The following is a 26,966-nucleotide window of genomic DNA, read 5'->3' on the forward strand; positions in this document are numbered from 1 at the left end:
AACTTCGCCGTGGGAGACGTAACAGGAAAACCAGGTATCGTTAGGCAAAATTTAATAACCGGAGACTTGGAAATGGCTGGTTACCACCTTCAATCCGACAAAAGATCGGGACACATCTTACCGTTGTAGAAAATATTTGTAAGATGCTTCCGATAAGCCGGATAATGGTTGAGACAGCTTCCTTTGATATCCAGAAGATCAAGAACACGGATATCCAGGGAGCGGAATATCAGCAAGGTGACCAGCTTGGATTCTGGAATATCAGGGAATATGTGTTATTCCGTGATAACCATACATGTCAGTGCTGTAAGGGTAAGTCCAAGGATAAGATCCTGAACGTACATCATATTGAAAGTCGTAAGACTGGTGGTAATGCACCGAACAATCTGATCACGCTTTGTGAGATCTGTCATACTGGTTATCATAAAGGTGCCGTACAGCTACCGAAGACCGTCAAACGCGGTATGCGATTTAAGGATGCTGCATTTATGGGAATTATGCGATGGGCTTTCTACGAAGCACTAAAGCAACAGTACGAACCTGTTGCTTTAGTGCATAACACATACGGATATATCACGAAACATACGCGAATTGAGCATAACTTACCAAAAGAGCACTATGTTGACGCAAGGTGTATCAGCGGAAATCCGGATGCATTTCCAAGCGGTGAGTATTACTATCAGAAAAAAGTTCGTTGTCATAACCGCCAGATTCACAAATTGACAATTCTGAAAGGTGGAATACGGAAACAGAATCAAGCCACATATCTGGTAAAAGGTTATCGGTTATTCGATAAAGTCTCATATCAGGGAAAAGGATATTTCGTTTTCGGACGACGGCAAAGCGGATTTTTTGATATACGGACATTATCTGGAGAGAAAGTAAACAAAGGTAGTTTGAGTTGTAAAAAATTAAAGTTCATTGCAACGAGAACGTATTATTTAACAGAAAGGAGAGCCGTCTAACGACGGGCGCATTCCTCCCACGACCTAAGAGGTCGGGGTATTCTGCGCTGTTTTATGATGAAATTTGTGGATCTGCTGATCATGAGCCTGAAAAATTTAAGCAGAAGAAAGCTGAGGACCGCGCTGACGGTCCTTGGTGTTGTGATCGGTACGGCATCCATCGTGGTCATGGTTTCTCTCGGCATTGGCTTAAGTGAACTGAACCGGGAGCTGATCTCTTCCTTTGGAAGCCTGACAGAGATTAACGTGGAGAATCCTTACAACGGAGACAACTCCAAAGATCCGCTGTATCTGACCGATGATGTGGTAAAGCAGATGAAGCGTCTTCCTTATGTCACGGATGTGTATCCGATGCTGCAGGTGAATGTGCTGCTGCAGCAGGGAAAATATTCTACAAACCTGACCTTAAACGGAGCACCCTATGAGTATCTGAAGAAAATCCCGCTGGGACAGGGGGCGCTTTCCGAACCATCGAACAAGGAAATGAAGCTGATCTACGGCAATGCCATCATCCAGTGGTTCCAGGATTCCAAAGGAAATAACACATACTGGGAAACCGGGCAGCTTCCGGACATAGACTTCATGGGAAAGCCGATGTTTGTGATCTTTGATACAGACGCCTACTACCAGTCCCAGGGCGGCGGGGAGGATGCCCCGAAGCCGCCGAAGAAGTACCTGCTGAAGACCGATGGCGTGGTAGAGGGCGGTGTCGATGATTATAACGGCTATGCCTACAGCGTGTATACAAGACTGGATCTTTTGGAGACCCAGCTGCGCCGTGTTTTCAAAAAAAAGGCCATTCCGGGGCAGCCTACCAACAAGAAGGGCAAGCCCTATCACTATTTTATTTATAATTCCTGCATCGTCAGTGTGGATGATGTGGAGCACGTGGAGGAGGTTCAGAAAAAGCTCACCGACATGGGCTTTCAGGCCTCCAGCAATGCCGACTGGATGAAACAGTCGGAACAGCAGTCCAGCATGATCCAGGCTGTGCTTGGCGGTATCGGTGCCGTATCCCTGTTTGTAGCGGCCATCGGAATTGCTAACACCATGATGATGTCGATCTATGAGCGCACCAAAGAAATCGGTATCATCAAGGTGCTGGGCTGTGACATGAAGGTGATCCGCAACATGTTTTTACTGGAATCCGGCTTTATCGGCTTTATGGGAGGTGTCGTGGGCCTTGCTTTCAGTGAGGCGGTGTCCTTTGCCATCAACCACCTGCTGAACATCGGTCAGAGCATGACCGGAATGAGCGGAAACATTTCCCGGATCCCATTATGGCTGGCAGCAGCGTCACTGGCCTTTGCCGTGTTCATCGGCATGGCGGCCGGTTTCTTCCCGGCGCTCAGGGCCATGAAGCTGAGCCCGCTGGCGGCCATCCGGAACGAATAAAAGACTGAAAAAAATACTTGCATTTTCCATCTGAATCCGTTATCCTGTATACAGAGCGTGTGACTGGCGGAAAAGGTGGGAAACCACAGGGGAGCACGCAGAATTTCGATTGCCGGCCGCCTGGGCACCATGTTTTTGTGGTACTCAGGCGGCTTTTTTCAGATCATGACTACCCGGACGGACTGCAAAACGTGGAAACAGAGAAAACCATCAAACATTCATTCATAGGAGGAATCAACCATGAAACAGTTATCCCTGCAGGAAGAGTTACAGGCAAACGCATACCCGGGAAGAGGTATCGTCATCGGAAAAACACCGGACGGAACCAGGGCGGTGACTGCCTACTTCATCATGGGACGCAGCGAGAACAGCCGCAACCGTGTTTTTGTGGAAGATGGGGAAGGCATCCGCACCCAGGCATTTGATCCAGGCAAGCTGTCTGACCCGAGTCTCATCATCTATGCTCCGGTGCGTGTACTGGGCAACAAAACGATTGTGACCAACGGTGACCAGACCGATACCATCTACGAGGGCATGGACAAACAGCTCACCTTCGAGCAGTCTCTCAGAAGCCGCGAGTTCGAGCCGGACGCACCGAACTACACACCCCGGATCTCCGGTGTCCTTCATATTGAAAACGGACGTTACAATTACGCAATGTCCATCTTAAAGAGCAACAACGGCAACCCGGATGCCTGCAACCGCTATACCTTTGCTTACGAAAATCCGGTGGCTGGTGAGGGACATTTCATCCATACCTACATGCACGACGGCAATCCGCTTCCGAGCTTTGAGGGTGAGCCGAAATTAGTCGGTATCCAGGATGATATGGACGCATTTACCGACATGCTGTGGAATAGCTTAAACCCGGATAACAAGGTTTCTCTGTTTGTGCGTTATATTGATATCGCAACCGGCGCATACGAGACAAAAATCGTGAATAAAAACAAATAAGGGAAAAGGAGATACGAAGATGAACGAGATGGAATTAAAATACGGCTGTAACCCGAATCAGAAACCGGCAAGAGTATTCATGCATAACGACAAAGACCTTCCGTTCCAGGTCTTAAGCGGAAGACCAGGCTATATCAACCTGCTGGACGCCTTCAATGGCTGGCAGCTGGTAAGAGAACTGAAAAAAGCTACGGGACTTCCGGCAGCAGCCTCTTTTAAGCATGTATCCCCGGCCGGCGCAGCAGTAGGACTGCCGCTTTCCGAGACTCTGGCAAAGATCTACTGGGTAGATGACATGGGAGAGCTTTCGCCGTTAGCCAGTGCTTATGCAAGAGCCCGCGGCGCGGACCGCATGTCTTCCTTCGGAGATTTCATTTCCCTGTCCGATGTCTGCGATGCTTCCACCGCAAAGCTTATCAAGCGTGAGGTATCTGACGGTGTCATTGCGCCGGGATACGAGCCGGAGGCACTGGAAATTTTAAAAGAGAAGAAAAAAGGCAATTACTGCGTGATCCAGATCGACCCGGATTACGAGCCGGAGCCGATCGAGCGCAAGCAGGTGTTCGGCGTGGTATTTGAGCAGGGCAGAAACAACCTGGATATCAACAAAGACATGCTGAACAACGTAGTAACTGAGAATAAGGAAATCCCGGATCAGGCAAAGATCGATCTTGTCATTTCTCTCATTACCTTAAAGTACACCCAGTCCAACTCCGTCTGCTACGCAAAGGACGGTCAGGCCATCGGCATCGGCGCAGGACAGCAGTCCCGCGTACACTGCACCAGACTGGCAGGCCAGAAGGCAGACAACTGGTTTTTACGCCAGGCTCCTCAGGTGCTGAACCTGCAGTTTGTGGACGGCATCAAGCGTGCTGACCGCGATAACGCCATTGACGTTTACATCGGTGACGAGTACATGGATGTGCTGGCGGATGGCGTATGGGAGAAGACCTTTAAGGTTAAACCGCCGGTATTCACTAAGGAGGAGAAGCGTGCATGGCTGGATCAGATGACCGACGTGGCACTGGGCTCTGACGCGTTCTTCCCGTTCGGTGACAATATCGAGCGTGCACATAAGAGCGGCGTGAAATATATTGCGCAGCCGGGCGGATCCGTTCGCGACGACAACGTGATCGAGACCTGCAACAAATACAACATGGCGATGGCCTTCACCGGCATCCGCCTGTTCCATCACTAAGATTTGGAGGATGATATCATGTTTATTACCTGTTTGGACCTGGAAGGAGTATTAGTACCGGAAATCTGGATCGCATTCGCTGAGGCCAGCGGCATCCCGGAGTTAAAGCGCACCACCCGCGATGAGCCGGACTACGACAAGCTGATGAAATGGCGTCTCGGAATTTTAAAGGAGCACGGACTTGGCTTGAAGGAGATCCAGGAAACCATCGAGAAGATCGACCCGATGCCGGGGGCGAGAGCGTTCTTAGATGAGCTCCGGGAGCTGGGACAGGTAATCATCATCAGCGATACCTTCACCCAGTTCGCAAAGCCGCTCATGAAAAAGCTGGGCTGGCCAACCATTTTCTGCAACGAGCTGGAAGTAGCAGAGGACGGCGAGATCACCGGATTCAGAATGCGCATTGAGCAGTCTAAGCTCAGTACCGTCAAGGCACTGCAGTCCATCGGCTTTGAGACTATTGCCAGCGGCGACAGCTACAATGACCTTGGCATGATCCGCGCCAGCAAGGCCGGCTTCCTCTTTAAGAGCACCGATCAGATCAAGAACGACAATCCGGATCTTCCGGCGTACGAGACCTATGAAGAGCTGCTGGCAGCGATCAAGGCAGCAGTATAAACCGGAGCACAGAGATACATACTATCATAAAAATAGAAAGGGCAGATTCCTGAATATGCAGGGATCTGCCTTTTGTGCCTGGCGGATTTGAAAGACGATATCTGATTTACAGGAATTGTTTTTTATGACAGGGCTGTATTTGAATTCAGCCTGGGAGCTTTTGTTTTATCTGATCTTAAGCTGTCTGCTTGGACTCGGGTTTGCGGCACTGCGCAGATCGCAGCGGCTTCCCTTTGGCTCTATCGATGAGACAGTCCGCACGGATGACAGCTATCTGATCGTCTATGCCCCCGGGACAGGAGCTGTCCGGGCTTACCAAAGATCCCCAAAAACGTGAGAGGTTTTATGGGGAAGCAGTCGGATATTATGCAGGAGCCTCTCTGACTGAGCCGGAAAAGAAAGATCCGGAGCAGGTGGAAATGAAGGTTACCGTTCATAATGAAGAAGTTCTATATGTGGAAGTAGAGATTCCGTCAGGTGTGAATGGATTAAAGCTGTGGGTCGAGGGTGCGGCGAGCGGAGCAAAGGGCTGGATCGATTTAAACAGCTTTACGCAGGATGAGCGTGTACTGATGAAGGGAGCCGGCAGTGTCTGTGATGTGATCCTGGATGATATTTCCATTCAGGGCGCGCGATGTGCGGATTTGAGAGGTGATATGAGATCGGATCATGGTGGAAATGACATTGCGCTGATCCTGGGAGAGGATATCCGTATTTACGCGGAAGCAGTGACCGAAAGCGGCAATACGGCAGCCGGTCCGGTGTGTCAGACAAACAGCCTGTTTCAGAAAGTCGCTAACGGCAAAATCGTGATTTCCAATATCCGGCATCTGGAAAATCCGAACAGGCGGGTTTCGGATTTCCATCCGGCAGCAAATGAGCAGAAGCTGGGACTGAATTCTCCGGCAGAACAGCCGGGCGCATATGTGATATCGCAAAGCGAAGATATGTCCTGGCGGGCTTACCGGAATGCCGTCGTGCGTGAAATACACAGCAGCCATGCGCCGGCAATACAGGCGGCTGATAACATCTCTGTTTACTACAAAATATACAGGAAACAGGGAGAGGTTCTGACAGAGGAGTGGACCGGGACAGCTCCGGGCTGTTATGCGCCGCTGGAGCCGGAATTTGATCTGGTCTATGAGGGAAATGGCAAAAAGATCAGTGAGCTTGTCGTAAATACACCGGGGGCAGGCGGCTGCTTTGGAACCGTGTCGAAGAATCGTTATTTTAAAAATCGGCGAAAACCCGGACGATTTCAAATATTACGGAAACAGCAATCTGGGAGATATCCTGGAATTAAGAGAGAATCTGGACAACAGCGCCATCAAATGGAAATGGGATTATAAGGGTTCCGTTCCCGGAGGAGATCACCGCTTTGCCATCAGCAAAGCAAATGTGATCCCGGCTCCCTCGGATCCCGGCAGCATTACGGTAAACAGCTATTTCGGGGAGCTTCACGAGCATACCGCAGAGGAAACCAGTCTTATGCCAAAGCAGCAGAAGCAGACCCGCTGACAGGCGGAGCAAGTATTACAGGCCAGCGGCCGGTGGGAGGTCTGGTAGGTAAGGCTGATAAAGATTCAGATGTGCAGCTGACCGATTGCTATTTTGCGGGAAAACTGCTTGGGGCATCCGAAAACAGTGACGGAAATCAGTCAGCGGGAACTCTGCCCGGAGCTTCCGATAACGATGGTCCTGTTACAACCTATCCATGTGACCCTGCTTTACAGGGCCGGACTTATCCATACAAGCTCTGGACCACCGAAAACGGCGTAAAGACCTATCGCGGTGACTGGATCCAGTAACCGGTAAGCGCAAAATGGGTGAAACAAAAAGAAACAAAAAGAAAAGTATATGAAAATATGAAACATAAAAACGGAAAAAATAGAACCGACTGCCGGGAAACGGAACAGACCGCAGGAAAAGCGAAGGTCTGAAGTATGAAAAAACGCGGTAAAAAGGTGTACAATATCTGCAAAAAGAAAAAAACAGCCGGATGCGCCAGGTTGGCATATACCTTGCTTATTATATGATCAGAACATAAATGCAAAAAAATAACAGTGCATTTAAGGAAAAAGGAGGGTATTTGATATGGCAACAAAACCAGTGATTGGTGTACTTCTTGGAGATGCTGCGGGGGTAGGACCGGAGCTTGTAGCAAAATGTGCGGCAGCAGGATTTTATGATGAATACTGCAGACCGGTAGTGATTGGAGATCTCAGAGTGCTGGAGCGTGCTCTGGATGTGATTGGCGCGAAGGATAAAGTAGCACTGCAGGTGATTTCCGATGTTGACGAGGCGGACTGGAGCAAGGGACTTCCGGTACTTGACCAGAAAAATCTGGATCCGGCACAGGTTCCGTTTGGCACAAAAACGGTGGAAAGCGGAAAAGCATGTCTGGATATGCTGAAGCTTGGTGTTGAGTTATGGAAGGCGGGCAAGATTGGCGGTTATGTATTCGGACCGTTAAATAAAGCCGGAATGCATGACGCCGGACTGACCTTAGAGAGTGAGCATCATTATCTTGCAAAGCTTCTGGGACACACAGATCCATTTGGCGAAATCAATGTTACCAACGGTCTTTATACGACCAGAACCACGAGCCACATTCCGATTTCCCAGGTAAGCGCGGACTTAAGCGAGAATGATGGACTTCGCATTAAGCGGGCAATCCGTCTTTCCTATAAGACCCTGACCGGAGCAGGAATTGAGAATCCGAGGATCGGTGTTGCTGCGCTGAATCCGCATTGCGGTGAGAATGGGGACTGCGGACGTGAGGAAATTGATGTCATCCGTCCGGCTATCGAGTGGGCACAGAAGGAAGGCATCAATGCTACCGGCCCATATCCGTCTGATATCGTGTTCCACAAGGCTCTGCTTAAGAAAGAGTTTGACGGCGTGGTTACCATGTATCATGATCAGGGCCAGATCGCGCTGAAACTGATTGGTTTCGAGGGCGGTATTACCGTTGCAGGAGGCTTCCCGATCCCGATCGTTACCTGCGGTCACGGAACTGCTTACGATATTGCAGGTAAAGGTGTGGTGACAACGGCATCGTTTGAGAATGCTGTAAAACAGTGTGCTACTATGGCAGCTGTTGCAGCAAAATAACAAAGCCATCCAGTATAAATTTTGTATTGCATATAGGAAGGGGACTCCGAAAGGGGTCCTTTTTCTTTGTTTCAATGAAACGATGCGCACTAAAATGAAACAACATGAAACATAATAAAGGGAATGGAAACATAATTGAGAAAAAAGCAACATATCAGGACATAGTGATGAGCGAAAAAGAAGAAACAGAGTGCCAAATTGGACAAAATCACGATGAAATTTGACGCTTTGAACAATGTTTTACAAAAAACAGCCCAAAAACAGCAACATGGCACAAGCCTTGCTTTCTATATGCTTATCAGGACATCCGGAGCAGGATGTGAGTAAGAGGAGGTAGAACAAGGTGAAAAGGTTTGGTTCAAAACAGCTGATCCCGATCGCAATGGCACTGATGGGAGTGGTGTTTGTAGTGGTTGGATTTACGCAGCTGGAGTTCTGGGACAAGGAACCGAAAGCGGGATTTTTCCCCAGCATCATTGCTGTGGTCATGGTGATTTCCAGTGTGGCCGCATTCTTCCAGACACTGAAAGAGGAGGATAAACCACAGTACAACAAAAATGAGCTTCTGGTTATCGCAGGCGGCGCAGGTGTGATCGCGGGAAGCTTTATCATTGGCATGATCCCGATGATCTTTCTGTATGTGCTCTTCTGGCTTCTGGTGATTGAGAAGGGAACTCCGATCCTGCACATCATCATCATTGAAGCGATCGTGGCAGTCATTGTGCTGGGGGTTTTTGCCGGATGGCTGCAGGTTCAGTTCCCGTGGGGACTGTTTGAAAACTTTATGTAGGGAGGAAACAGAATATGCAAAACTTTTCCATGCTGATCCAGGGCTTTGGCACAGCACTGACTCCGATGAACATTGGAGTATGTATGCTTGGCGCAGTTCTTGGACTGATTGTTGGCGCAATGCCAGGTATTGGTTCTCTGGCCGGTGTTGCACTGCTGTTGCCGCTGACATACAAGTTTAATCCGGCAACGGCGATCATCATGCTGGGCGCCCTGTACTATTCCAATATGTACGGCGGAAGCTTCAGCGCAATTCTTTTAAACATCCCGGGAGATTCCCCGGCGGTATGCACCACTCTGGACGGTTATCCGATGGCAACAAAGAGAAAGAGACCCGGACAGGCGCTTTTAACCGCAAACATGGCCTCCTGCATCGGCGGCACCATCGGCATGTTTATCCTGACCTTTATGGGACCCGGCCTTGCAAACCTGGGACTGAAATTTGGTCCGTCCGAGATGACAGCGATTCTGCTGATCGCCATGACATCCATCAGCTGGCTGGTCGGAGAAAATCCGATTAAGGGCGTAGTCATTACCTGTTTTGGTATTCTGCTTGCAAGCATGGGCATGGATACCCTGTCCGGCGCTCCGCGTTATGAGTTTGGAAGCATGCATCTGCTTGGCGGAATTCCGTTTACTCCGTTTGTCATTGGTGCGGTTGGCTTTGCGCAGGTCATTAAGCTGATCAATGACCGTGATTCCGACAATGAGAAGCGTGCAGGTTCCGCGAAACACGAGATGAAGCTTTCCATCCGCGGTTCCATGCTGACCGGTCATGACTTTAAAAGACTGCTTCCGCCGGCACTCCGTTCTGGATTTCTGGGAACCTTTATCGGTGTTCTTCCGGGAGCGGGTGCAACCACAGGATCCTTCATGGGCTATGCTGTCCAGAAAAAGTTTAAGAGTGAGGAGCCTCTTGGTACCGGCGCGATTGAGGGTATTGCGGCAGCAGAGGCAGCAAACAACGCAGCGGCGGCAGGCGCCTTTGCACCGCTTCTGGCACTGGGAATCCCGGGATCCGGTACCGGCGCTGTTTTATTAGGCGGTCTGATGATGTGGGGCTTATCTCCGGGCCCGCTCCTGTTTGAGAATGAGCCGGAGTTCTGCTGGGGCCTGATCGCGTCCCTGTATCTGGCAAACGTTTTCACCTTACTGGTTGCGATCTGTATTATTCCGTTCCTGATCCAGATCCTGTCTGTACCGGTAAAATACATGATCCCGATCATCACGGTAGTCTGCATCGTAGGCTCCTACAGCACCAGCAATTCCATGTATGGTGTCATTGTAATGTTCCTGTCCGGCATTGTGGGATATCTTTTAAACAAGAACAATTTCCCGTCAGCCCCGATGCTGTTATCCTTTGTACTGGCACCGCTTCTGGAGAACAATATGCGTAAGGCATTTATGCTTTCCGGCGGAAGCCTAAGCATTTTCTTTACAAGACCGATCACCTGTGTGCTGATGATCATTTTCTTTGCGATTATTCTTGCTTCAGCCATGCGCCCGGTTCTGGCCAAAAAGAAAGGTGCGGCAGCCTGAAAAAACAAAAACTGTGAAAATAATAAATGGAGGGTTTATATTTATGAAAAAGAGACTTTTAGCAGGTATCATGGCAGGCGTTATGGCAGCATCCGTACTGGTGACCGGCTGCGGCGGAAGCAAGGATGTGAAGGATGGAACCTTTACTCCGACTAAAACAATCCAGTGGATGTGTACATCCAGCGCCGGCGGCGGATCGGATATTTTTACCCGTAAGATCAGCGATATTATGACTGCCCAGAATCTTGTCAATGGCCAGACTATCGTAGTGACCAACAAGACAGACGGTTCCGGTGAGGTAGGACGTAATGAAGTGGCAGGTCTGAAAAAGAATGCGGATTATCAGCTTCTGACCTTCAACAGCGGCGATCTGATGCCGATGGTGACCAATACCAAGAACCGTTCCTCTAATTTCCGTATTCTTGCGGTTATGGCAGTGGACAAGCAGCTTTTATTCAAGGGAAAAGACGCAAAATACGATACCTTTGCAGATGTCATTGACGCAGTAAAGGCAGGCAATAAGGTAGTGATCGGAGGCTCAAAGGGTGATGATATTGCTACCTATCAGGCATTGATCGCAGAACTGGGAGTATCCGAAGACCTGCTGACTTACATTACCTATGATTCTACCGGTGACGCGATCACAGCGGCATTAGGCGGACATGTGGAGTTTGTGATCGCAAAACCTGCAGCAGCCTCTGAATATGTCGAGGCCGGTTCCCTGATCCCGATCCTGGCACTGGCGAATGAGCGTTATACCGGCAATCTGGCAGATGCTCCGACCTTAAGTGAGGTGGGAGATTACAACAATGTAGAGGTTCCGGTATGGCGTGGTGTTGCAGCTCCGGCAGCCATGAGTGATGAGGCTGCAGCTTACTGGAGCGAGGTACTCGGAAGCGTATCCGAGACGGATGCATGGAAGAATGAGTACATTGACGCAAATAAGCTGATCGCAGACTACATGGATACCACAGCAGCAACGGAATACGTGACCAAGTATGAGGCTGACTATATGGCTGAAAATGGATTAAAGTAACACGGGCTTTGGAAAATACTGATCAAAAATGGGGAATGCGCCATTTCGCGCATTCCCCATTTTTGTGTGAAAGATCATGGAAGAAGAATGTGATATTTTTTCATTTTCCGCCACAAGGTGCTTTTGTCTATTCCGAGAAATTTAGCAGTTTTTGTGCGGCTGTTGTGGAAGGTATAGAGCGCCTTCAGAATTTCTTCCCGCTCATCGTAAAGGGAATAGACCGGTGCGTCCCCGGGCGTTGACCGGTCCGTTTTTTTCGGCCCGTTTGGAGTGAGGGCGGCAGCTGCATCCGGAAGGACCTTCAGGATATCTGCAGGTGTGGCAAGCGGATTCTGGGTCAGTATGGAGAGTCTCTGACAGAAATTTCGCATTTCACGGATATTTCCGGGCCAGGGATACTGCGTGATCAGGCTGGCTCCTTCTTCGGAAAGCCCTGTCAGGATGCAGCCGGTGCGCTCGTGCTCATAGGAAATCAGCTGACTCAGAAGAAAGAGCGCATCCTGCTCCCGGTTTCGCAGCGGCGGGAGGTTCAGCTCCAGAACATCCAGTCGGTAAAGCAGATCCTGGCGGAACCTGCCGTTAGCCACTTCCTCTTTCAGGTTTTTGTTGGTGGCAGAGATAACGCGCACATCAACCGGAATGACGGTATCACTTCCGAGACGCACAACCTCGCGCTCCTGCAGAACACGCAGCAGACGGCTCTGGAGGTTTGGAGAGACATCTCCGATTTCATCTAAGAAGATAGTGCCTTTGTGTGCCAGCTCGAAGAAGCCCATTTTTCCGCCTTTGGAAGCGCCGGTAAAAGCGCCTTCTACATAGCCGAACAGTTCGCTTTCCAGAAGGTTTTCCGGGAGTGCCGAGCAGTTGATCGCCACAAAGGGATGGTTTTTGCGGGGACTGGAGTTGTGGATGCTTTGCGCAAAGAGCTCTTTTCCGGTTCCGGTTTCTCCGTAGATCAGGATATTTGAGTCGGAATAGCTGTAGGTCATGGCATCGGAGATCACGGAATCCATGATCCTGCTTTTGTGCAGGATATTGGAAAACTGATATTTTGCCTGAAAGCTCGAATGACGCAGCTTTTTTCGTACCTGGAGCTCATCTGCCTGGATGCGGCTTGTATCCTGAAAGGTCAGAACACAGCCGGAGTTTCCGTTATTATCCGGTGCCGGAACGCAGTTTACCATCAGGTGGTAGGAGGCATAGATGTGCAGCTCGGAAAGAAGCTTTTTTCCGTTTCTGGTAACCTCCTCCAACGGGAGATTTGGGAAAAAATCCAGGATGCTGCGTCCGGTAAGGAGCGCGTGGCCGGAGTCCAGGATAGAATAGCAGTATTTATTCGCGAATGTGATGATACCGTCCTGATCTGTGGATAGGATGCCCTGAAAGGAATAGTTCATGATATTGGCCATCTGGGCACTGCGCATTTTTTCTCTTAAGTCAATTTCGGCTGCGGATTTTGCCTCGTCGATCGCATTGTTGATGGCTTCCTGGCCGGATTCGATCATGACAGCCGGAAGACCGCTTTTTTTGGCCAGCTCAACGCCTGTATAGTTGCCAACCAGGGCGTCACATCCATCGGAAATCGCCTGCCGGATGGCGTCAGCAAGCAGGGGTTCGGAATTGACCGGGTAGGTAGAGAGCTTCATGTCAGGAAATGCATCCCGGATGCTTTCAATACCGTAGATCATGTTAAAGGCTCCGATCACCGCAATGTGAGACAGCCCAGGAGACATGCGGCGCGCTTTCAGGACGGCAGCAATGACATCATAGCCGCCGACCTTCAGCTCTGCGCAGATGTAGCCGCGCTGCTTCATGGTCAGGGCAGAGAAGCCGCGGGCGATCACGACATCGGCGTTCAAATCCTGAAGCGGATTATTATAGAAATCCTGTACAATTTCGTATTCAAGCTCATCACAGTCAGGACGTTCCTGGAAAACCTGCTTAATGAGAGGGACGATCTGGGGATAGGGAGCATAAAAAATCATGTGGATCATAGAAAACCTCCATTTGTACATGAAAATTATTGTCTGATGATGATTATAGAGGAATTTGCACGCAAAAGAAAGTAAAAATTGCAAAAAATTGCAAAATGATTTTTGATAAGATATAAATTGCAATTAGATGAAATGATATGCAATCTTAAAACGGGTGAAGTTGGAAAAATATAGAATGCAGCAGAGATAATGCGAAAAGAATCAATTGTGATAATGCATTGAAACAGAGATTGATATTTGTGCAAAATACATAAAAAGGGATGTAAAAAACAGAAAAAAAGAAAAAATCTGCGTGAAAAGGAAAAATAGGCATAAGGTTTGCTCTATAGTATGTCAGAACTGGTTCAGAAACAAAAAAACATAGTAGGATTTGTATGGAGGGTACAGGTTATGATTGGTAATGTCAGAATACTCGGAACAATGAAAAAATTTCCGGCAGGCGCAATGGTAATCCCGCTGCTGCTTGGATGCACGGTAAACACATTTTTCCCGGAAGCTTTAAAAATCGGAGGCTTCACAACGGGACTTTTCAAGAATGGAATCCCAACCCTGATCGGTTTGTATCTGTTCTGCAGCGGCGCAACGATTGATGTAAAAGCAGCAGGAGAGACGGTATACAAGGGCGTGTTTCTGACAGCCCTGAAGTTCTTTGGCGGCTTTGGTATCGGACTTCTTCTGAATGCAATTTTTGGAGAAGCCGGATTTCTGGGCTTGCTTCCGCTGGCAGTCATTGGCGCAGTAACCAATTCCAATGGTGTTATTTATGCAACTCTTGCCGGTGAGTATGGCGATGAGTCTGACGTAGGAGCAACCGCGATCCTGACTTTAAATGACGGCCCGTTTTTCACGATGATTGCGCTTGGAACAGCAGGGATCGGAAAATTCCCGATCACCGCGATCATGGCAAGCATTATCCCGCTGATCATTGGTTTTATTATCGGTAACCTGGATCATGAGTGGAGAGAAACTCTTTCCACTGCGATGGCACTTCTCCCACCGTTCAATGGTTTCTGTCTTGGAGCAGGCATGAGCTTTTTCACCATTGCAGGCGCCGGCTTTTCCGGTATCCTTCTCGGACTGCTGACAGTTGCGGTAACCGGTATTCTTACGTTTATCATTTACAGCCTGATCCGAAGAAAAGCAGATCCGATGGGAGCAGCGATCGGTACGGTGGCAGGCGTTGCCGCAACAACACCGGCAGCGATTGCAGATGCAGATCCGTCCTTTGCTCCGCAGGTTGAGACTGCAAGTGCGCAGATTGCGGCAGCAACCATTGTGACAGCGATCGTGACACCGCTTCTGGTGGCATTTCTGGCACGGTGGTCCAGACAATTCAACGAAAAGCATGGCCTTGGCAATGCAAAACAGCAGAAGACCGGAGTAAAAGCCATGATGGCTGAGACAGAATAAAGCAGGGGGAAACAGATATGAGCGATATTATTTTAAAAGCTGACCGTGTTCTGGTTGGCGAGGATCTGAATTTAAAAGAGCACATGGCAGTGATCGTCCGTGATGGAAAAATAGAGGAGATCGTACCGCAGGCGGAGTGTCCTGCGGTAGAAGGTGCGGAGGTGATCGATTTAAAGAATACGACCCTCATGCCCGGCATGATCGAGTGCCATAACCATCTTTCTATTGACGCCACGATCCCGGAGCATCTGGAGCTTCTGGCATGGAGTACAGAATGTGAGCTGACCCTGATCGCTCTGGATGGGTTCCGGAAAGATCTGATGAGCGGAGTCACAACAGCACGCTGCATGGGAGACCGTTTTTATATTGATGTAACACTGAAAAAGCTGATTGAACAGGGAAAGGTGGCAGGACCGAAGCTTCTCGCAGCAGGCATTGGCATGAAGGGAAGCCACGGTGCCGGATATATCGGAAGCCCGCACTGCGGACCTGAGGAGATCCGGAAAACTGCCCGCGAAAATTTAAAGAAGGGTGTCGATTTGTTAAAGCTGTTTATCACTCCGGGCGTTCCGGATCCGGAGAGCGAGTTTGTGCCGAGCTTTTTAAGTCTGGAGGAGATTGCCATGGCAGTCAGTGAGGCGGCAAGAAAGAACCTTCCGGTTGCTGCACACTGTATCGGCGGTCAGGGCCTAAAAGACTGTATCGACGGCGGGGTACAGGTCATTGAGCATATGTATATGTGCACCCCGCAGGATGCGGAATGGCTGGCAAATTCCAAATGTATTGTTGATTTTACTTCCGGTATTTTCCTGGATCCGACGCGCGAGGAAACCCTGTCGGCAAACAATGCATACCGGGTTCGCAAAAACCGGCCGCGCGTCCGGGAAAGACTGAAGCTTCTGATGAGTACCGGTGTTCCGTATGTTCTGGGAACCGATGCTTACCATGGTTATCTGTACCGCGAGGTTGGATATGCGGTAGAGCTCGGTTCAGATATTGTGACCGCATTAAAGGGTGTTACCTCCAATGCCGCGAAGGTCTGCGGACTGGGAGACCGGATCGGAAGCTTAAAGAAAGGCTATGCTGCAGATATCATTGCAGTGGATGGAAATCCGCTGACGGATGTGGAGTGCCTGGCAAACGTACCGTTTGTAATGCAGGATGGTAACGTTGTGAAACGAAAGTGAAACATTTACGACTAGAATTAAGAAACAAAATGAAAAATATAGCGAAACAAAATGAAACATAATTCCTGAAAAAACGAAAAAGGGACAGAAAAATGCACCGGCAAGACCTGGCACATGTTTTGCTTTATATACTGGTATCAGGAAGTCAGAGAAAAGGAGTGAGGGTATGAAGTTATGTTATCAGGTTGCCACACCGGATGTTGCGATCGCAGATTCGGTTACGGCATATCAGGGACCTCTGGAGAAAAGCTTTTCGGATCTTGCAAAGCTTGGTTATCAGGGAGTGGAGCTGATGACGTTAAATCCGTCAGAGCTTGACTGGGAGTTTGTAAAATGTGAGGCAGAAAAAAACGGCTTGAAGGTGGTTCTGGTCTGCACCGGTGAAATCTTCGGCCAGCTGGGACTCAGCTATACAAACCCGGATCCGGAGAACCGGAAAGAGGCAATTCGCAGAAGTAAGGAGATCATCGACTTTGCTGCTTATCTGGGAGCAAATATCAACATCGGGCGTATCCGCGGACAGTACTGCAAGGAGCTGACAAAAGCGCAGACAGAGGAGCTGGCGGTTGCCGCGTTCCGGGAACTGGCCGATTACGCGGCACCGAAGGGTGTAAAGATCGCATTGGAAACAGTTACCATCATGCAGACGAATTTTATCAATACCTGCGCGGAGGGCGCAGACATGGTGGATCGGGTAAACCGGCCGAATTTTCGCCTGATGCTGGATGTGTTTCACTTAAATCTGGAAGAGAAGGATCTGTTTGAGGCTATCCGCCGATACAGCTCCTATAACATCCATGTCCATCTGGCTGACAATAACCGCCGCTATCCAGGCCAGTGCGGACTGGATTTTGAAAAAATCATTTCTACCTTCCGGGAATGCGGATATGATGGCGCATTTACCACGGAAATATTCCAGCTGCCAAGCATGGAAGGCGCGGCAAAGGGTGCGGCTGAGTATCTGATCCCGATCATGAAGAAGGTTTACGGACAGGAGGAAGCATGAAAAGTATTGCACTGATCCATACCGTAAAGACGGTAGCGAATTCCTTTGAACAGAAACTGAAGGATTATGTGGGGGAACCGGTCAAGATCCATAATCTCTGGGACGATTTCCTGGCGAATAATCCGAATGAGATCGGGGAGTTTACCATAGAAAACCGCTGCCGCCTGTATAACGATATCAAGTCTGCAGAGATGACGGGAGCCGATATGATCGTGGTGACCTGTTCTACACTGACACCGGTAGTCAATATGATCCGGCCCTTTGTGAGGGTGCCTCTGATCGCCATTGACGATGCGATGGGAAGGAAGGCAGTAACCTGCGGAGAACGGATCCTGGTTCTTGCGACGGCAGGAAGCACGGAGGGGCCTATGCGGGAAAAGCTGAATGCGGAAGCAGCAAAGCTTGGAAAAAGCATTCAGATTGATTTTCAGGCAAACGCGGAAGCGTTTCAGGCTATGAAGGCAGTACAGATGGAACGTCACGATGCGATCCTGTTAGATATGGCGAAAAATATTTCCGGATATGACTGTGTGGTGCTGGCTCAGGCATCCATGGCACATCTGGATCAGAAAATAGAAGCAATCTGTAAGATCCCTGTTCTGTCAAGTCCCGGACTTTGCATGGAGCAGGTGAAGGAAACATTAAAAACGATATAAAAATAGAAAAGGAGACTACTGACATGACCAACGAAAAGAAACAGGAGTTGGATGCTCTTTGCCTGAAATTCAGACGTACCCTGATAGAAATCTTACATGAGAGACAGACCGGACATCCGGGCGGATCTCTTTCCGTATGCGAGATCCTTACAAACCTTTATTTTAACGACGCAAATATCTCTCCGGAGAATATCAATGACAGAAGCCGTGATAAGATCGTGCTCTGCAAGGGACATGCTGCTCCGATGCTTTATCTGGAGCTGGCAGAAAAAGGCTTTTTCCCGATGGAAGAGATGCACAGCCTCCGTCAGATCAACAGCCGTCTGCAGGGACATCCGTGTTCTAAAGAAACTCCCGGAGTTGAGGCATCTACCGGTCCTCTCGGAGCCGGTTATCCTTTCGCGTTAGGCATGGCACTTTCCGATATGCATGATGGTGTAGACGCTTACACCTATGCGATCCTTGGAGATGGTGAGATCAACGAGGGCGTGGTATGGGAGACCTGCATGAATGCCTCCAAGTTTAAAGCAGACCGTCTGATCTCTATTCTGGACTGGAATGGTGTACAGCTGGACGGAACTACCGAGCAGATCATGCCGATGGGTGACATCGAACTGAAGTTTAAGGCATTTGGCTATAATACCATTGTCTGTGACGGACATAATGTGGCAGCCCTCAGCGCAGCGATCGAGACCGCGAAATCGGTTAAGGGTGTTCCGAGCATCATTCTGGCAAAGACTGTGAAGGGCAAGGGCATTTCCTTTATGGAGGGCAAGAACACCTGGCATGGTGCTCCGGTTAAGGATGCCGATTATGAAGCAGCAATGAAAGAACTGGGAGGTGTACAGTAATGGCAAAGGCAATTCGTGATGTATATGGAGAGACACTGAAAAAATACGGCGCGATGAATGAGAATATCGTAGTTCTGGATGCAGATGTATCCGGCTCCACAAAATCGGCCGTGTTCGGAAAGGAGTATCCGGACCGTTTCTATAACTGCGGAATCAGTGAGTATGCGATGATGGGCATGGCAGCAGGCATGGCCAAAAACGGCAAGATCCCGTTTGTCAATACCTTTGCGGTATTTTTAACCACACTGGGGTCTCTGGCAGCAAGAACCTTTATGTCCTACTCCGGACTGCCGATCAAGATGATGGGTGGTTACGGCGGCTTATCCGATGCCTTTGACGGTGCGACCCATCATGCTCTGGAGGACATTGCCATGATGCGTACACTTCCGGGGGTAAATGTTATGGTAGCTTCCGATGCGCAGATTACCGACTGGATGGTCAAAACCGCTATTGAAGTCAATGAGCCGATGTACATCCGTCTTTCGAGAGACGCGGCTCCGGACTGCCATCCGGAGAATGCGAAGTTTGAAATGGGCAAAGGTATGGTGGTAAGAGAAGGAACCGATGTAACCATCATTGCCTGCGGTCTGATGGTAAGTACCGCAATTACGGCTGCAAAAGCTCTGGAGCAGGAGGGCATCAGCGTGAGAGTTGTGGATATGTACTGCATCAAACCGATTGACGCAGAGCTGATCGAGAAATGCGCGAAAGAAACCGGCGCGATCGTAACAGCGGAGGAGCACAGCGTGATCGGCGGTCTTGGCGGAGCAGTCAGCGAGGTTCTGGCAAAATCCGGATGCCTGGTACCGGTCGAGATGGTCGGCATGCAGGATCGTCACGGTGAATCCGGTCCTTACAGTGAGCTGTTAAAGAAATACGGCCTGGATGCGGAAGCAGTTGCGGCAGCTGCAAAAAAGGCAGCAGCAAGAAAATAGGCGGCCGCGTCAGGCAGATTCCATCGGAAAGGAACAAAAAAATTATGGAAAAGTCCATGAAACGGTACATGAAGGTCGGTACGATCCTTCATGTATCCTACAAAGAGGTTGGTTTCGGGGAGGGACCGATCCTGGAATGTTTAAAAAAGATTGTGACGGACCCGTATTTTGAAGCGGTGGAAGTGGCACACATGAAGGATCCGGTTGTGCGCAAAAGAGCGGCAGAGATGATTGTTGCTGCGCATATGACCACTGCTTACGGCGGTCAGGGACTGATGCTGGGAGCTGGCTTAAACATCAATGACTTAAACGAAGAGGGACGACAGAAGGCCCTGGCTTCCCTGAAAATGGGGATCGATGAGGCATATGAGATCGGGGCACAGGACTTTGCGTTTCTGGCAGGCCGCTACGAGGCAGAGACAATGGAAGAATCCTTCCAGGCACTTCTTGCTTCCACCAGAGAGCTTTGCGAGTACGCGAAAGCTAAGGGAAACATGCCGGTTCTCTGCGAGGTGTTTGATTATGATATCGCAAAGAAATCTCTGATCGGTCCGGTTGACCGGGTAAAACGCTACGCAGAGACGATCTGTGCGGAGTATGACAATTTTGGCCTGATGGTGGATCTGAGCCATATTCCGATGATCCATGAAACCATTGAGGAGAATCTGCTTCCGGTCCGCAGATTTATCCGCCACGCCCACATGGGCAATACGGTGATCAGGAGTCCGGAATGCCCGGCTTACGGGGATGAGCACCCGAGGTTTGGCTTCCCGAACAGTGAAAATGATGTAAAAGAACTGGCCGATTATCTGAGGCTGCTGATGGAGATCGGATTCATCAGTGAAAAGAATCGTCCGATCGTAAGCTTTGAGGTAAAACCCTTTGAAGAAGAGGATCCCGATATCTGCCTGGCAAATGCAAAACGAACACTTGACCTGGCGTGGGAACTTGTATAAAGTTAGAATTGCATAACAATAAAATGAATCAGAGCAGGAGGAAAAGAACATGAGAGAGTCTATTCATAAATATTTTCAGGTAGGTACCATCCGCTGGATGTCCTTTCCGAACAGAAGTGTAGTAGATCAGGTAAAGCGGATCGCGGTAGATGATTACTTTGATGCGATCGAGGTGACCAAATGTGCCGATGACGCAGAGCGCGAAGAGGTGAAAAAAATCCTGGAGCAGTCTCATTTAAAGGTCTGCTATGGCGCACAGCCGAGACTTCTCGGACCGAAGCTGAATCCGAACGACATCGATGAGGAGGGCAGAAAAAAAGCTGAGGCTACCCTGATCGAGGCAGTGGATGAGGCAGAATACCTTGGCGCAAAGGGAATCGCATTCCTGGCAGGAAAATGGGAAGAGGAAACCAAGGATCAGGCTTACGCACAGCTGTTAAAAACTACCCGCAATGTCTGTGACTACGCAGCGAAGAAGGGCATGAACGTAGAGCTGGAGGTCTTTGATTTCGATATGGACAAGGCAGCCCTGATCGGACCGGCTCCCTATGCGGCACAGTTTGCGGCAGACATGAGAATGACCCATAACAATTTCGGATTATTGGTAGATCTGTCTCATTTCCCGACTACCTATGAGACCTCAAAATTTGTGATCCGGACCTTAAGACCTTACATCACTCACCTTCATTTCGGAAATGCAGTCGTAGAAGAGGGCTGCCCGATGTATGGTGACAAGCATCCGCGTCTGGGCTATCCGAACAGCGCCAACGATGTGGAGCAGCTGACCGATTATCTGCAGGTACTTAAGGAAGAGGGCTTCTTCAACGCGAAGGATCCGATGGTACTGTCCATGGAGGTTACCCTGGCTCCGGGTGAGGACGATGAAATCATTCTGGCAAATACCAAACGCTGCTTAAACCGCGCATGGGCACTGGTAGAAGACTAAGAAATACCGAAAAACGAGAAAAGGAGAACGGAATCATGAAGATTGTAGTATTAGATGGCTATACCGAAAATCCTGGTGATATCAGCTGGGGGCCGATTGAAGCTCTTGGCGAGGTTACCGTATATGACAGAACTGCTTACGAGGAGTCCCCGCTGATCGCGGAGGGCATCGGTGACGCAGATGTGATCGTGATCAACAAGACACCGATCAGTAAAGAAACCATGGACAAGTGCCCGAACTTAAAGGCGATTGCAGTTCTGGCTACCGGCTACAATGTAGTAGATTATGAGTACGCAAAGGCAAAGGGCATTCCGGTTATGAATGTTCCGGTATATGGAACGGATAATGTCAGCCAGTTTGCTGTCAGCCTTTTGCTTGAGGTATGCTCCCATATCGGACATCACAGCGATTCTGTATATGCCGGTGAGTGGGCAGAGAATGCAGACTGGTGCTACTGGCATTATCCGATGATCGAAGTATCCGGAAAGACCGCAGGCATCATCGGACTTGGCCGTATCGGTGTGAATACCGCAAAAATCTTAAAGGCCATGAACGTGAATGTGATCGCTTATGACGCATTCCAGAGCGAGGCAGGAAAAGCGGTTGCGGAGTATGTGGAATTAGATGAGCTGCTTGCAAAGTCTGACTTTATCTTCCTGCATTGCCCGCTGTTCCCATCTACTCAGGGAATTATCGGAAAAGAGAATATCGCGAAGATGAAGGATGGAGTCATCATCATCAATAACAGCCGCGGACCGCTGATCGTTGAGCAGGATCTTTACGACGCATTAGAGAATGGAAAAGTGGCAGCCGCAGCTGTGGATGTTGTTTCCACGGAGCCGATCAAAAAAGACAACGTTCTGTTAAAAGCGAAAAACTGCATCATCACCCCTCATATTTCCTGGGCAACCAAGGAGGCACGTGAACGCATCATGAACACAACTGCAGAGAATATCAAGTCCGTGATCGACGGTGTTCCGCAGAATGTAGTGAATAAGTAACAGAAAAACAAGACGATTTTCATAATTTTTCTGCAAAATTGAATGGGCTATGGTATACTTTACCATAGCCCATTCAAGGAAAAGGGGCAGATGAAACTGTCTTGGAAAAAGGAGAAAATCTCGGACATGGTAAAGATAAGGGTTTTTATACCGCATCTGGAGCTGAAAGAAATCTTTGAAGATGTGGTGAAGAAACTGCCGCAGTACGAAACAATTCAGATAGAACAGCAGTATGTATTCGGAACACCGGATGATCTGGCCAAATATGGCGATGCTGATGTGCTGGTCGCGCGGGGCATGACGTATGAGGTGCTGAAAAATCTGTTTCCGGACAAGCATGTGATCGAAGTGCATGTCAGCAGTTTTGATATTTTTGACGCGTTGGTAGAGTGCAGAAAACAGAATGCCGGAAAAATCGCACTCTGCCTGCATAACCGGAAATTCAAATCCATGGAGGAGCTGGAGGAGCTTTGCGGTGCGTCCATCACGATTTATGATACTCCGAATGAGGCTTCCACGGAAGCCGCAGTCCATCAGGCCATGGAGGACGGCGCGGATATTTTTGTCGGTGCGGGAACCATGTGCGGAATCTGTGACCGGCTGGGATTAAAGCGTGTCCATATCCATACGAATGAAGAAGCGGTGGAGGTGGCCATGAAGGAAGCGCTCAATGCAGCGCGGACAATCCGGCAGGAGCGTGCCAAGAGTGATATCATTGAGGCCATGCTCAATCACAGTGAAGAAGGCGTGCTCGCGATTAGCGACAGAGGACGGATTCTGGCGATCAATAATCAGGCATACCGTATTTTTCAGATTTCTACCATCGACTCGCTTGTTGGCAGTCCGGCAGCAGAGCTGGAGCAGGCAGATGACTGGGAAAATCTTCTGCATGAAAATCAGGCGCGCGAGCGCATCCTGAAGATCAAAGGCAAGGATTACTATGTGCAGTACAAACACCTGAGTGAAGAAGCGGCCGAGACCGGAGCTTTGGTTTTTATCCGGAATACCGATCGGATCATGGAAGAGGAACGAAAAATCCGGAAGGGACTTGCAGAAAAAGGACTGACAGCCAAGTATTCCTTTTCAGATATTCTTGGAAAAAGCAAGGCAATTCGTGAGAATATCCATATGGCACAGCGTTACAGCCGGGTTAATTCCAATGTTCTGATCGTGGGAGAAACCGGTACCGGAAAAGAATTATTCGCGCACAGTATTCATCAGGCATCAAGCCGCAGTGATCAGCCGTTTGTTGCGTTAAACTGTGCCGCACTCCCGGAAAATCTGCTGGAAAGCGAACTGTTCGGGTATGAGGCAGGCGCTTTCTCGGGCGCGGCCAAAGGCGGTAAGATCGGTCTGTTTGAGCTGGCACACCGGGGAACCATTTTTTTGGATGAGATTGGAGAAATTCCGATCACTTTGCAGGCCAAGCTTTTGCGTGTGCTGCAGGAAAAGGAAATCCGCCGCATCGGCAGCACCAGTGTGCATCCGATCGATGTCCGTGTTGTTTCTGCAACCAATATTAATATAGAAGAAAAGATCCGAAACGGACAGTTCCGTTCTGATCTGTATTATCGTTTGAACCTTCTTGATATCAGTATTCCACCGCTCAGAGAGCGCCGGGAAGATGTTCAGGAACTGGTTGATTTTTACCTGACCAGATTTGCGTGCGAAATGGGAAAACGGATCCCGACTGTAACATCGGAGGCTGCTCAGCTTTTGATGCAGTATGACTGGCCGGGAAACGTGCGGGAGCTGCGCAATGTCTGTGAACGCCTGATCGTTTTGAATGACAGCGATTTTGTCAGTGCCGGGCTTTTAAGACAATTGAAAATTTTTCGCGAGAGCAAAGCGCGGGAGCCGGTTATTCTTCCGGAGGAACAGATGGAAGATACGGTCTACAGCCGCTTAAAGCCGAAGAAAAAGAAAAAGGAGCTGGCGGAGGAGCTTGGTGTCAGCCGCACGACTCTGTGGCGTATGGCAAAACGCCAGAGCGCGCTGGAGCAAAAGCAGCGGGAGCAGGAGATCAGCAAGAGAAGGAGCGAATGATTAGATGGAACTGAATTACGGAATGTCTCTGGAACAGAAGCAGCAGTTATCTCAGAATCAGATACAGTCCCTGGAGTTGCTGGCCATGGACAGTGTAGAACTGAGTGAATTTTTGCAGGACGAATACCTGGAAAATCCTCTCTTGGATTACTCGGAGGAGCATGCGATGCCGGGCGGCAGGGAGGATATCGGACAGACTTATGAACAGCCGCCGGTATTGGAACAGAATTACGACGATACTGCGGAGGAAGAAGACCGAAGAAGAAAAGATATTCCAATGCCGGAGACAGAAAGCATCAAAAACTATATTCTGGATCAGCTGCCGGATGGAGCATGCAGCCGGAAACTGGCAGAGTTTATGACAGACTGTCTGGATGATAACGGCTTTTTTACAATACCGACTGAGGAAGTGGCGCAGAAAACCGGAGTGCCGGAGGCGGAAGTTTCCTGGACTCTGAAGGTGCTGCAGGAACTGGAGCCCTATGGGATTTTCGCACCGGACCTGAAACACAGCCTGTTAAAACAGCTGGAGATGCAGGGACTAAATAATGCTCCGGTCAGTCAGGTGGTGAAGGAACACCTGCAGGATGTGGCAGATGGAAAGATCAGTGTCATTTCCCGGGCGCTGAAGCTCTCAACCGCAGAAGTACGCAAATGCATAGATCAGATCGCAAAGCTGAATCCGAGACCCCTGGGAGAGTTTGGAGGAAAACGCAACGATTATGTGGTTCCGGATATTATTTTCCGGAAAGATGACGGAAAATGGGAAATTGAACTCAATGATGGATGGGTGGAGGATTATCATATCAATGATTATTATCTGAAAATGATGAAGGAATCCACAGACGCTCAGCTTGGGGCTTATTTTCAGAAAAAACTGGAGCGCATCCGTTTTGTGATGAACAGTATTGCACAGAGACGCAGGACAATTCTTCAAATATCAGAGCAGATTCTGAATGTACAGGAGCATTTTCTGGATGGAACCGGATTCTTAAAACCCATGACGATGACGGATGTGGCAGAAAGCCTTGGAATTCATACTTCTACGGTGAGCCGGGCCATCAAGGGAAAGTATATCCAGTATCCGTGCGGAACCATATTGATGAAGCATCTGTTTACGGCATCGGTTTCAGCAGCAGAAGGAAGCGATGCGGTCGGAACCATGCAGATCAAGGAACTGATGAAGGAGCTGATCCGCAACGAAGATAAGAATAAGCCTTACAGCGATCAGAAGCTTTCATCGCTTTTGAAAGAGCGCGGCATTGAAATTTCAAGACGTGCTGTGGCAAAATACCGGGAAGAAATTGGAATTCGAGGAAGCTTTGACCGGAAAGCATTTTAAAGAAAAAGGAGAATAAGATTATGAAATTTTTTGTTGATACCGCAAATGTTGAGGAAATCCGCAAGGCAAATGATATGGGAATTATCTGTGGAGTAACCACCAACCCGTCGCTGATCGCAAAAGAGGGCCGTGATTTCAACCAGGTTATCGCAGAGATCGCTTCTATTGTGGACGGACCGATCAGTGGCGAGGTAAAGGCTACTACCACCGATGCAGAGGGCATGATCAAAGAAGGCCGCGATATTGCAGCCATCCATCCGAATATGGTAGTAAAGATCCCGATGACCGTAGAGGGCTTAAAGGCTGTTAAGGTTCTGCACGCAGAGGGCATTAAGACCAACGTAACTCTGATCTTTTCCGCAGCACAGGCTCTGTTGGCTGCAAGAGCAGGAGCAACCTACGTTTCCCCGTTCCTGGGCAGACTGGACGACATCTCCATGCCGGGTATTGATCTGATCAACGAGATCACCGAGATCTTTATGATGCACGACATCCAGACCGAGATCATCGCGGCGAGCATCCGCAACCCGATCCATGTCATTGACTGTGCAAAGGCTGGTGCTGATATCGCTACGGTTCCGTACAAGGTATTAGAGCAGATGACCAGGCACCCGCTGACCGACCAGGGCATTGCAAAATTCCAGGCAGATTACAAGGCTGTATTCGGCGAGTAAAAATCAGGGAATAAAACAAATACAGGGGTGGGCCGATTGTGCGTCCACCCCTGTACTGACTTCAGTCTGGTTTCGACAGAAAAAATAAAAAAGAAAAAAGTGAAAAAAGTTGTTGACAGATAGAAAACGCTGTGATAGTATATAACACGTTGCTGCTGACGCGGCAACAACATGAACCTTGAAAATGAAAGATTGAACAGTGTTTAAAACCCTGAAAATTCTAATAAAAAAGAGTCCTGGTTGGACATCTTTGAAATGAGATTTCAGAACAAAAACAAACCAAACAACAGTAGAACGGTTTAAACAATTAGCTAGTGGTTAATTTTTGAATCGGGACAAACGAATTAGAGGTAT

The 26,966-nt window shown here is 49.1% G+C and carries 24 protein-coding genes, 1 pseudogene and 1 riboswitch; of the genes and pseudogenes, 24 read left to right on the plus strand and 1 reads right to left on the minus strand.

The window, feature by feature from the left end:
- Positions 1 to 56: 56 nt before the first annotated feature.
- The 12 genes and pseudogenes from iscB to DWY84_RS14465 all read left to right on the plus strand — a co-directional run.
- A pseudogene (gene iscB / locus DWY84_RS14415) lies at positions 57 to 965 on the plus strand (RNA-guided endonuclease IscB); the annotation flags it as partial.
- 54 nt (positions 966 to 1,019) lie between these two features.
- Complete coding sequence (locus DWY84_RS14420; protein ID WP_347560812.1) at positions 1,020 to 2,360, plus strand: FtsX-like permease family protein; 1,341 nt, start codon at positions 1,020 to 1,022, stop codon at positions 2,358 to 2,360.
- A gap of 49 nt (positions 2,361 to 2,409) precedes the next feature.
- A riboswitch (ZMP/ZTP riboswitch) is annotated at positions 2,410 to 2,493 on the plus strand.
- A gap of 107 nt (positions 2,494 to 2,600) precedes the next feature.
- On the plus strand, positions 2,601 to 3,314 hold the full coding sequence (locus DWY84_RS14425; RefSeq protein WP_118534048.1) for an IMP cyclohydrolase: 714 nt from the start codon (positions 2,601 to 2,603) through the stop codon (positions 3,312 to 3,314).
- Positions 3,315 to 3,333: 19 nt separating this feature from the next.
- On the plus strand, positions 3,334 to 4,512 hold the full coding sequence (locus DWY84_RS14430; protein ID WP_118534049.1) for a phosphoribosylaminoimidazolecarboxamide formyltransferase: 1,179 nt from the start codon (positions 3,334 to 3,336) through the stop codon (positions 4,510 to 4,512).
- An 18-nt stretch (positions 4,513 to 4,530) separates the two neighbouring features.
- A complete protein-coding gene (gene thrH / locus DWY84_RS14435; protein WP_118534050.1) occupies positions 4,531 to 5,130 on the plus strand; it encodes a bifunctional phosphoserine phosphatase/homoserine phosphotransferase ThrH in 600 nt (199 codons plus the stop codon).
- A 124-nt stretch (positions 5,131 to 5,254) separates the two neighbouring features.
- The gene (locus DWY84_RS17260) at positions 5,255 to 5,467 is read left to right on the plus strand and encodes a hypothetical protein (protein ID WP_147354303.1); all 213 of its coding nucleotides are present in this window, start codon (positions 5,255 to 5,257) and stop codon (positions 5,465 to 5,467) included.
- An 82-nt stretch (positions 5,468 to 5,549) separates the two neighbouring features.
- Positions 5,550 to 6,479 carry a hypothetical protein gene (locus DWY84_RS14440; protein WP_147354304.1) on the plus strand — a complete coding sequence of 310 codons (930 nt, stop codon included), beginning with the start codon at positions 5,550 to 5,552 and terminating at the stop codon, positions 6,477 to 6,479.
- Between the two features lie 201 nt (positions 6,480 to 6,680).
- Positions 6,681 to 6,938, plus strand: a complete 258-nt coding sequence (locus DWY84_RS14445; protein ID WP_118534052.1) for a hypothetical protein — start codon at positions 6,681 to 6,683, stop codon at positions 6,936 to 6,938.
- A 286-nt stretch (positions 6,939 to 7,224) separates the two neighbouring features.
- Positions 7,225 to 8,244 carry a 4-hydroxythreonine-4-phosphate dehydrogenase PdxA gene (locus DWY84_RS14450; protein WP_118534053.1) on the plus strand — a complete coding sequence of 340 codons (1,020 nt, stop codon included), beginning with the start codon at positions 7,225 to 7,227 and terminating at the stop codon, positions 8,242 to 8,244.
- A 343-nt stretch (positions 8,245 to 8,587) separates the two neighbouring features.
- Positions 8,588 to 9,034 (plus strand): tripartite tricarboxylate transporter TctB family protein, encoded by a 447-nt coding sequence (locus tag DWY84_RS14455; protein ID WP_118534054.1) that lies wholly within the window; start codon positions 8,588 to 8,590, stop codon positions 9,032 to 9,034.
- A gap of 14 nt (positions 9,035 to 9,048) precedes the next feature.
- Positions 9,049 to 10,572, plus strand: a complete 1,524-nt coding sequence (locus tag DWY84_RS14460) for a tripartite tricarboxylate transporter permease (protein ID WP_118534055.1) — start codon at positions 9,049 to 9,051, stop codon at positions 10,570 to 10,572.
- A 43-nt stretch (positions 10,573 to 10,615) separates the two neighbouring features.
- Complete coding sequence (locus DWY84_RS14465; protein ID WP_118534056.1) at positions 10,616 to 11,608, plus strand: tripartite tricarboxylate transporter substrate-binding protein; 993 nt, start codon at positions 10,616 to 10,618, stop codon at positions 11,606 to 11,608.
- 74 nt (positions 11,609 to 11,682) lie between these two features.
- Here the strand turns inward: DWY84_RS14465 and DWY84_RS14470 are convergent, their stop codons facing one another.
- Positions 11,683 to 13,602 (minus strand): sigma 54-interacting transcriptional regulator, encoded by a 1,920-nt coding sequence (locus tag DWY84_RS14470; protein WP_118534057.1) that lies wholly within the window; start codon positions 13,600 to 13,602, stop codon positions 11,683 to 11,685.
- Between the two features lie 390 nt (positions 13,603 to 13,992).
- Between DWY84_RS14470 and DWY84_RS14475 the strand changes: the two genes are divergently transcribed.
- From DWY84_RS14475 to fsa, 12 genes are all read left to right on the plus strand, one after another.
- On the plus strand, positions 13,993 to 15,012 hold the full coding sequence (locus DWY84_RS14475; RefSeq protein WP_118534058.1) for a 2-keto-3-deoxygluconate permease: 1,020 nt from the start codon (positions 13,993 to 13,995) through the stop codon (positions 15,010 to 15,012).
- 17 nt (positions 15,013 to 15,029) lie between these two features.
- Positions 15,030 to 16,199, plus strand: coding sequence for an amidohydrolase family protein (locus DWY84_RS14480; protein ID WP_118534059.1), 1,170 nt, complete (start codon positions 15,030 to 15,032; stop codon positions 16,197 to 16,199).
- A 166-nt stretch (positions 16,200 to 16,365) separates the two neighbouring features.
- Positions 16,366 to 17,205 carry a sugar phosphate isomerase/epimerase gene (locus DWY84_RS14485; RefSeq protein ID WP_118534060.1) on the plus strand — a complete coding sequence of 280 codons (840 nt, stop codon included), beginning with the start codon at positions 16,366 to 16,368 and terminating at the stop codon, positions 17,203 to 17,205.
- Positions 17,202 to 17,861, plus strand: coding sequence for an aspartate/glutamate racemase family protein (locus DWY84_RS14490; protein ID WP_118534061.1), 660 nt, complete (start codon positions 17,202 to 17,204; stop codon positions 17,859 to 17,861). The genes DWY84_RS14485 and DWY84_RS14490 overlap by 4 nt, the downstream gene beginning before the upstream one ends.
- 23 nt (positions 17,862 to 17,884) lie before the next feature.
- Complete coding sequence (locus DWY84_RS14495) at positions 17,885 to 18,712, plus strand: transketolase (protein ID WP_118534062.1); 828 nt, start codon at positions 17,885 to 17,887, stop codon at positions 18,710 to 18,712.
- On the plus strand, positions 18,712 to 19,647 hold the full coding sequence (locus tag DWY84_RS14500) for a transketolase C-terminal domain-containing protein (RefSeq protein ID WP_118534063.1): 936 nt from the start codon (positions 18,712 to 18,714) through the stop codon (positions 19,645 to 19,647). Before DWY84_RS14495 ends, DWY84_RS14500 begins: the two co-directional genes overlap by 1 nt.
- A gap of 44 nt (positions 19,648 to 19,691) precedes the next feature.
- The gene (locus DWY84_RS14505) at positions 19,692 to 20,603 is read left to right on the plus strand and encodes a TIM barrel protein (protein WP_118534064.1); all 912 of its coding nucleotides are present in this window, start codon (positions 19,692 to 19,694) and stop codon (positions 20,601 to 20,603) included.
- A gap of 49 nt (positions 20,604 to 20,652) precedes the next feature.
- A complete protein-coding gene (locus DWY84_RS14510; protein WP_118534065.1) occupies positions 20,653 to 21,549 on the plus strand; it encodes a TIM barrel protein in 897 nt (298 codons plus the stop codon).
- A 35-nt stretch (positions 21,550 to 21,584) separates the two neighbouring features.
- Positions 21,585 to 22,550 (plus strand): D-2-hydroxyacid dehydrogenase, encoded by a 966-nt coding sequence (locus DWY84_RS14515; protein WP_118534066.1) that lies wholly within the window; start codon positions 21,585 to 21,587, stop codon positions 22,548 to 22,550.
- Positions 22,551 to 22,676: 126 nt separating this feature from the next.
- Complete coding sequence (locus DWY84_RS14520) at positions 22,677 to 24,596, plus strand: sigma 54-interacting transcriptional regulator (protein ID WP_118534070.1); 1,920 nt, start codon at positions 22,677 to 22,679, stop codon at positions 24,594 to 24,596.
- Between the two features lie 4 nt (positions 24,597 to 24,600).
- Complete coding sequence (rpoN, locus tag DWY84_RS14525; RefSeq protein WP_118534067.1) at positions 24,601 to 25,938, plus strand: RNA polymerase factor sigma-54; 1,338 nt, start codon at positions 24,601 to 24,603, stop codon at positions 25,936 to 25,938.
- Positions 25,939 to 25,958: 20 nt separating this feature from the next.
- Positions 25,959 to 26,612: a fructose-6-phosphate aldolase gene (gene fsa / locus DWY84_RS14530; protein WP_118534068.1), complete on the plus strand. Its 654-nt coding sequence runs from the start codon at positions 25,959 to 25,961 to the stop codon at positions 26,610 to 26,612.
- The last annotated feature ends 354 nt before the right edge of the window (positions 26,613 to 26,966 follow it).

Source organism: Clostridium sp. AF27-2AA, assembly GCF_003478505.1.
Classification (GTDB): domain Bacteria; phylum Bacillota; class Clostridia; order Lachnospirales; family Lachnospiraceae; genus Brotaphodocola.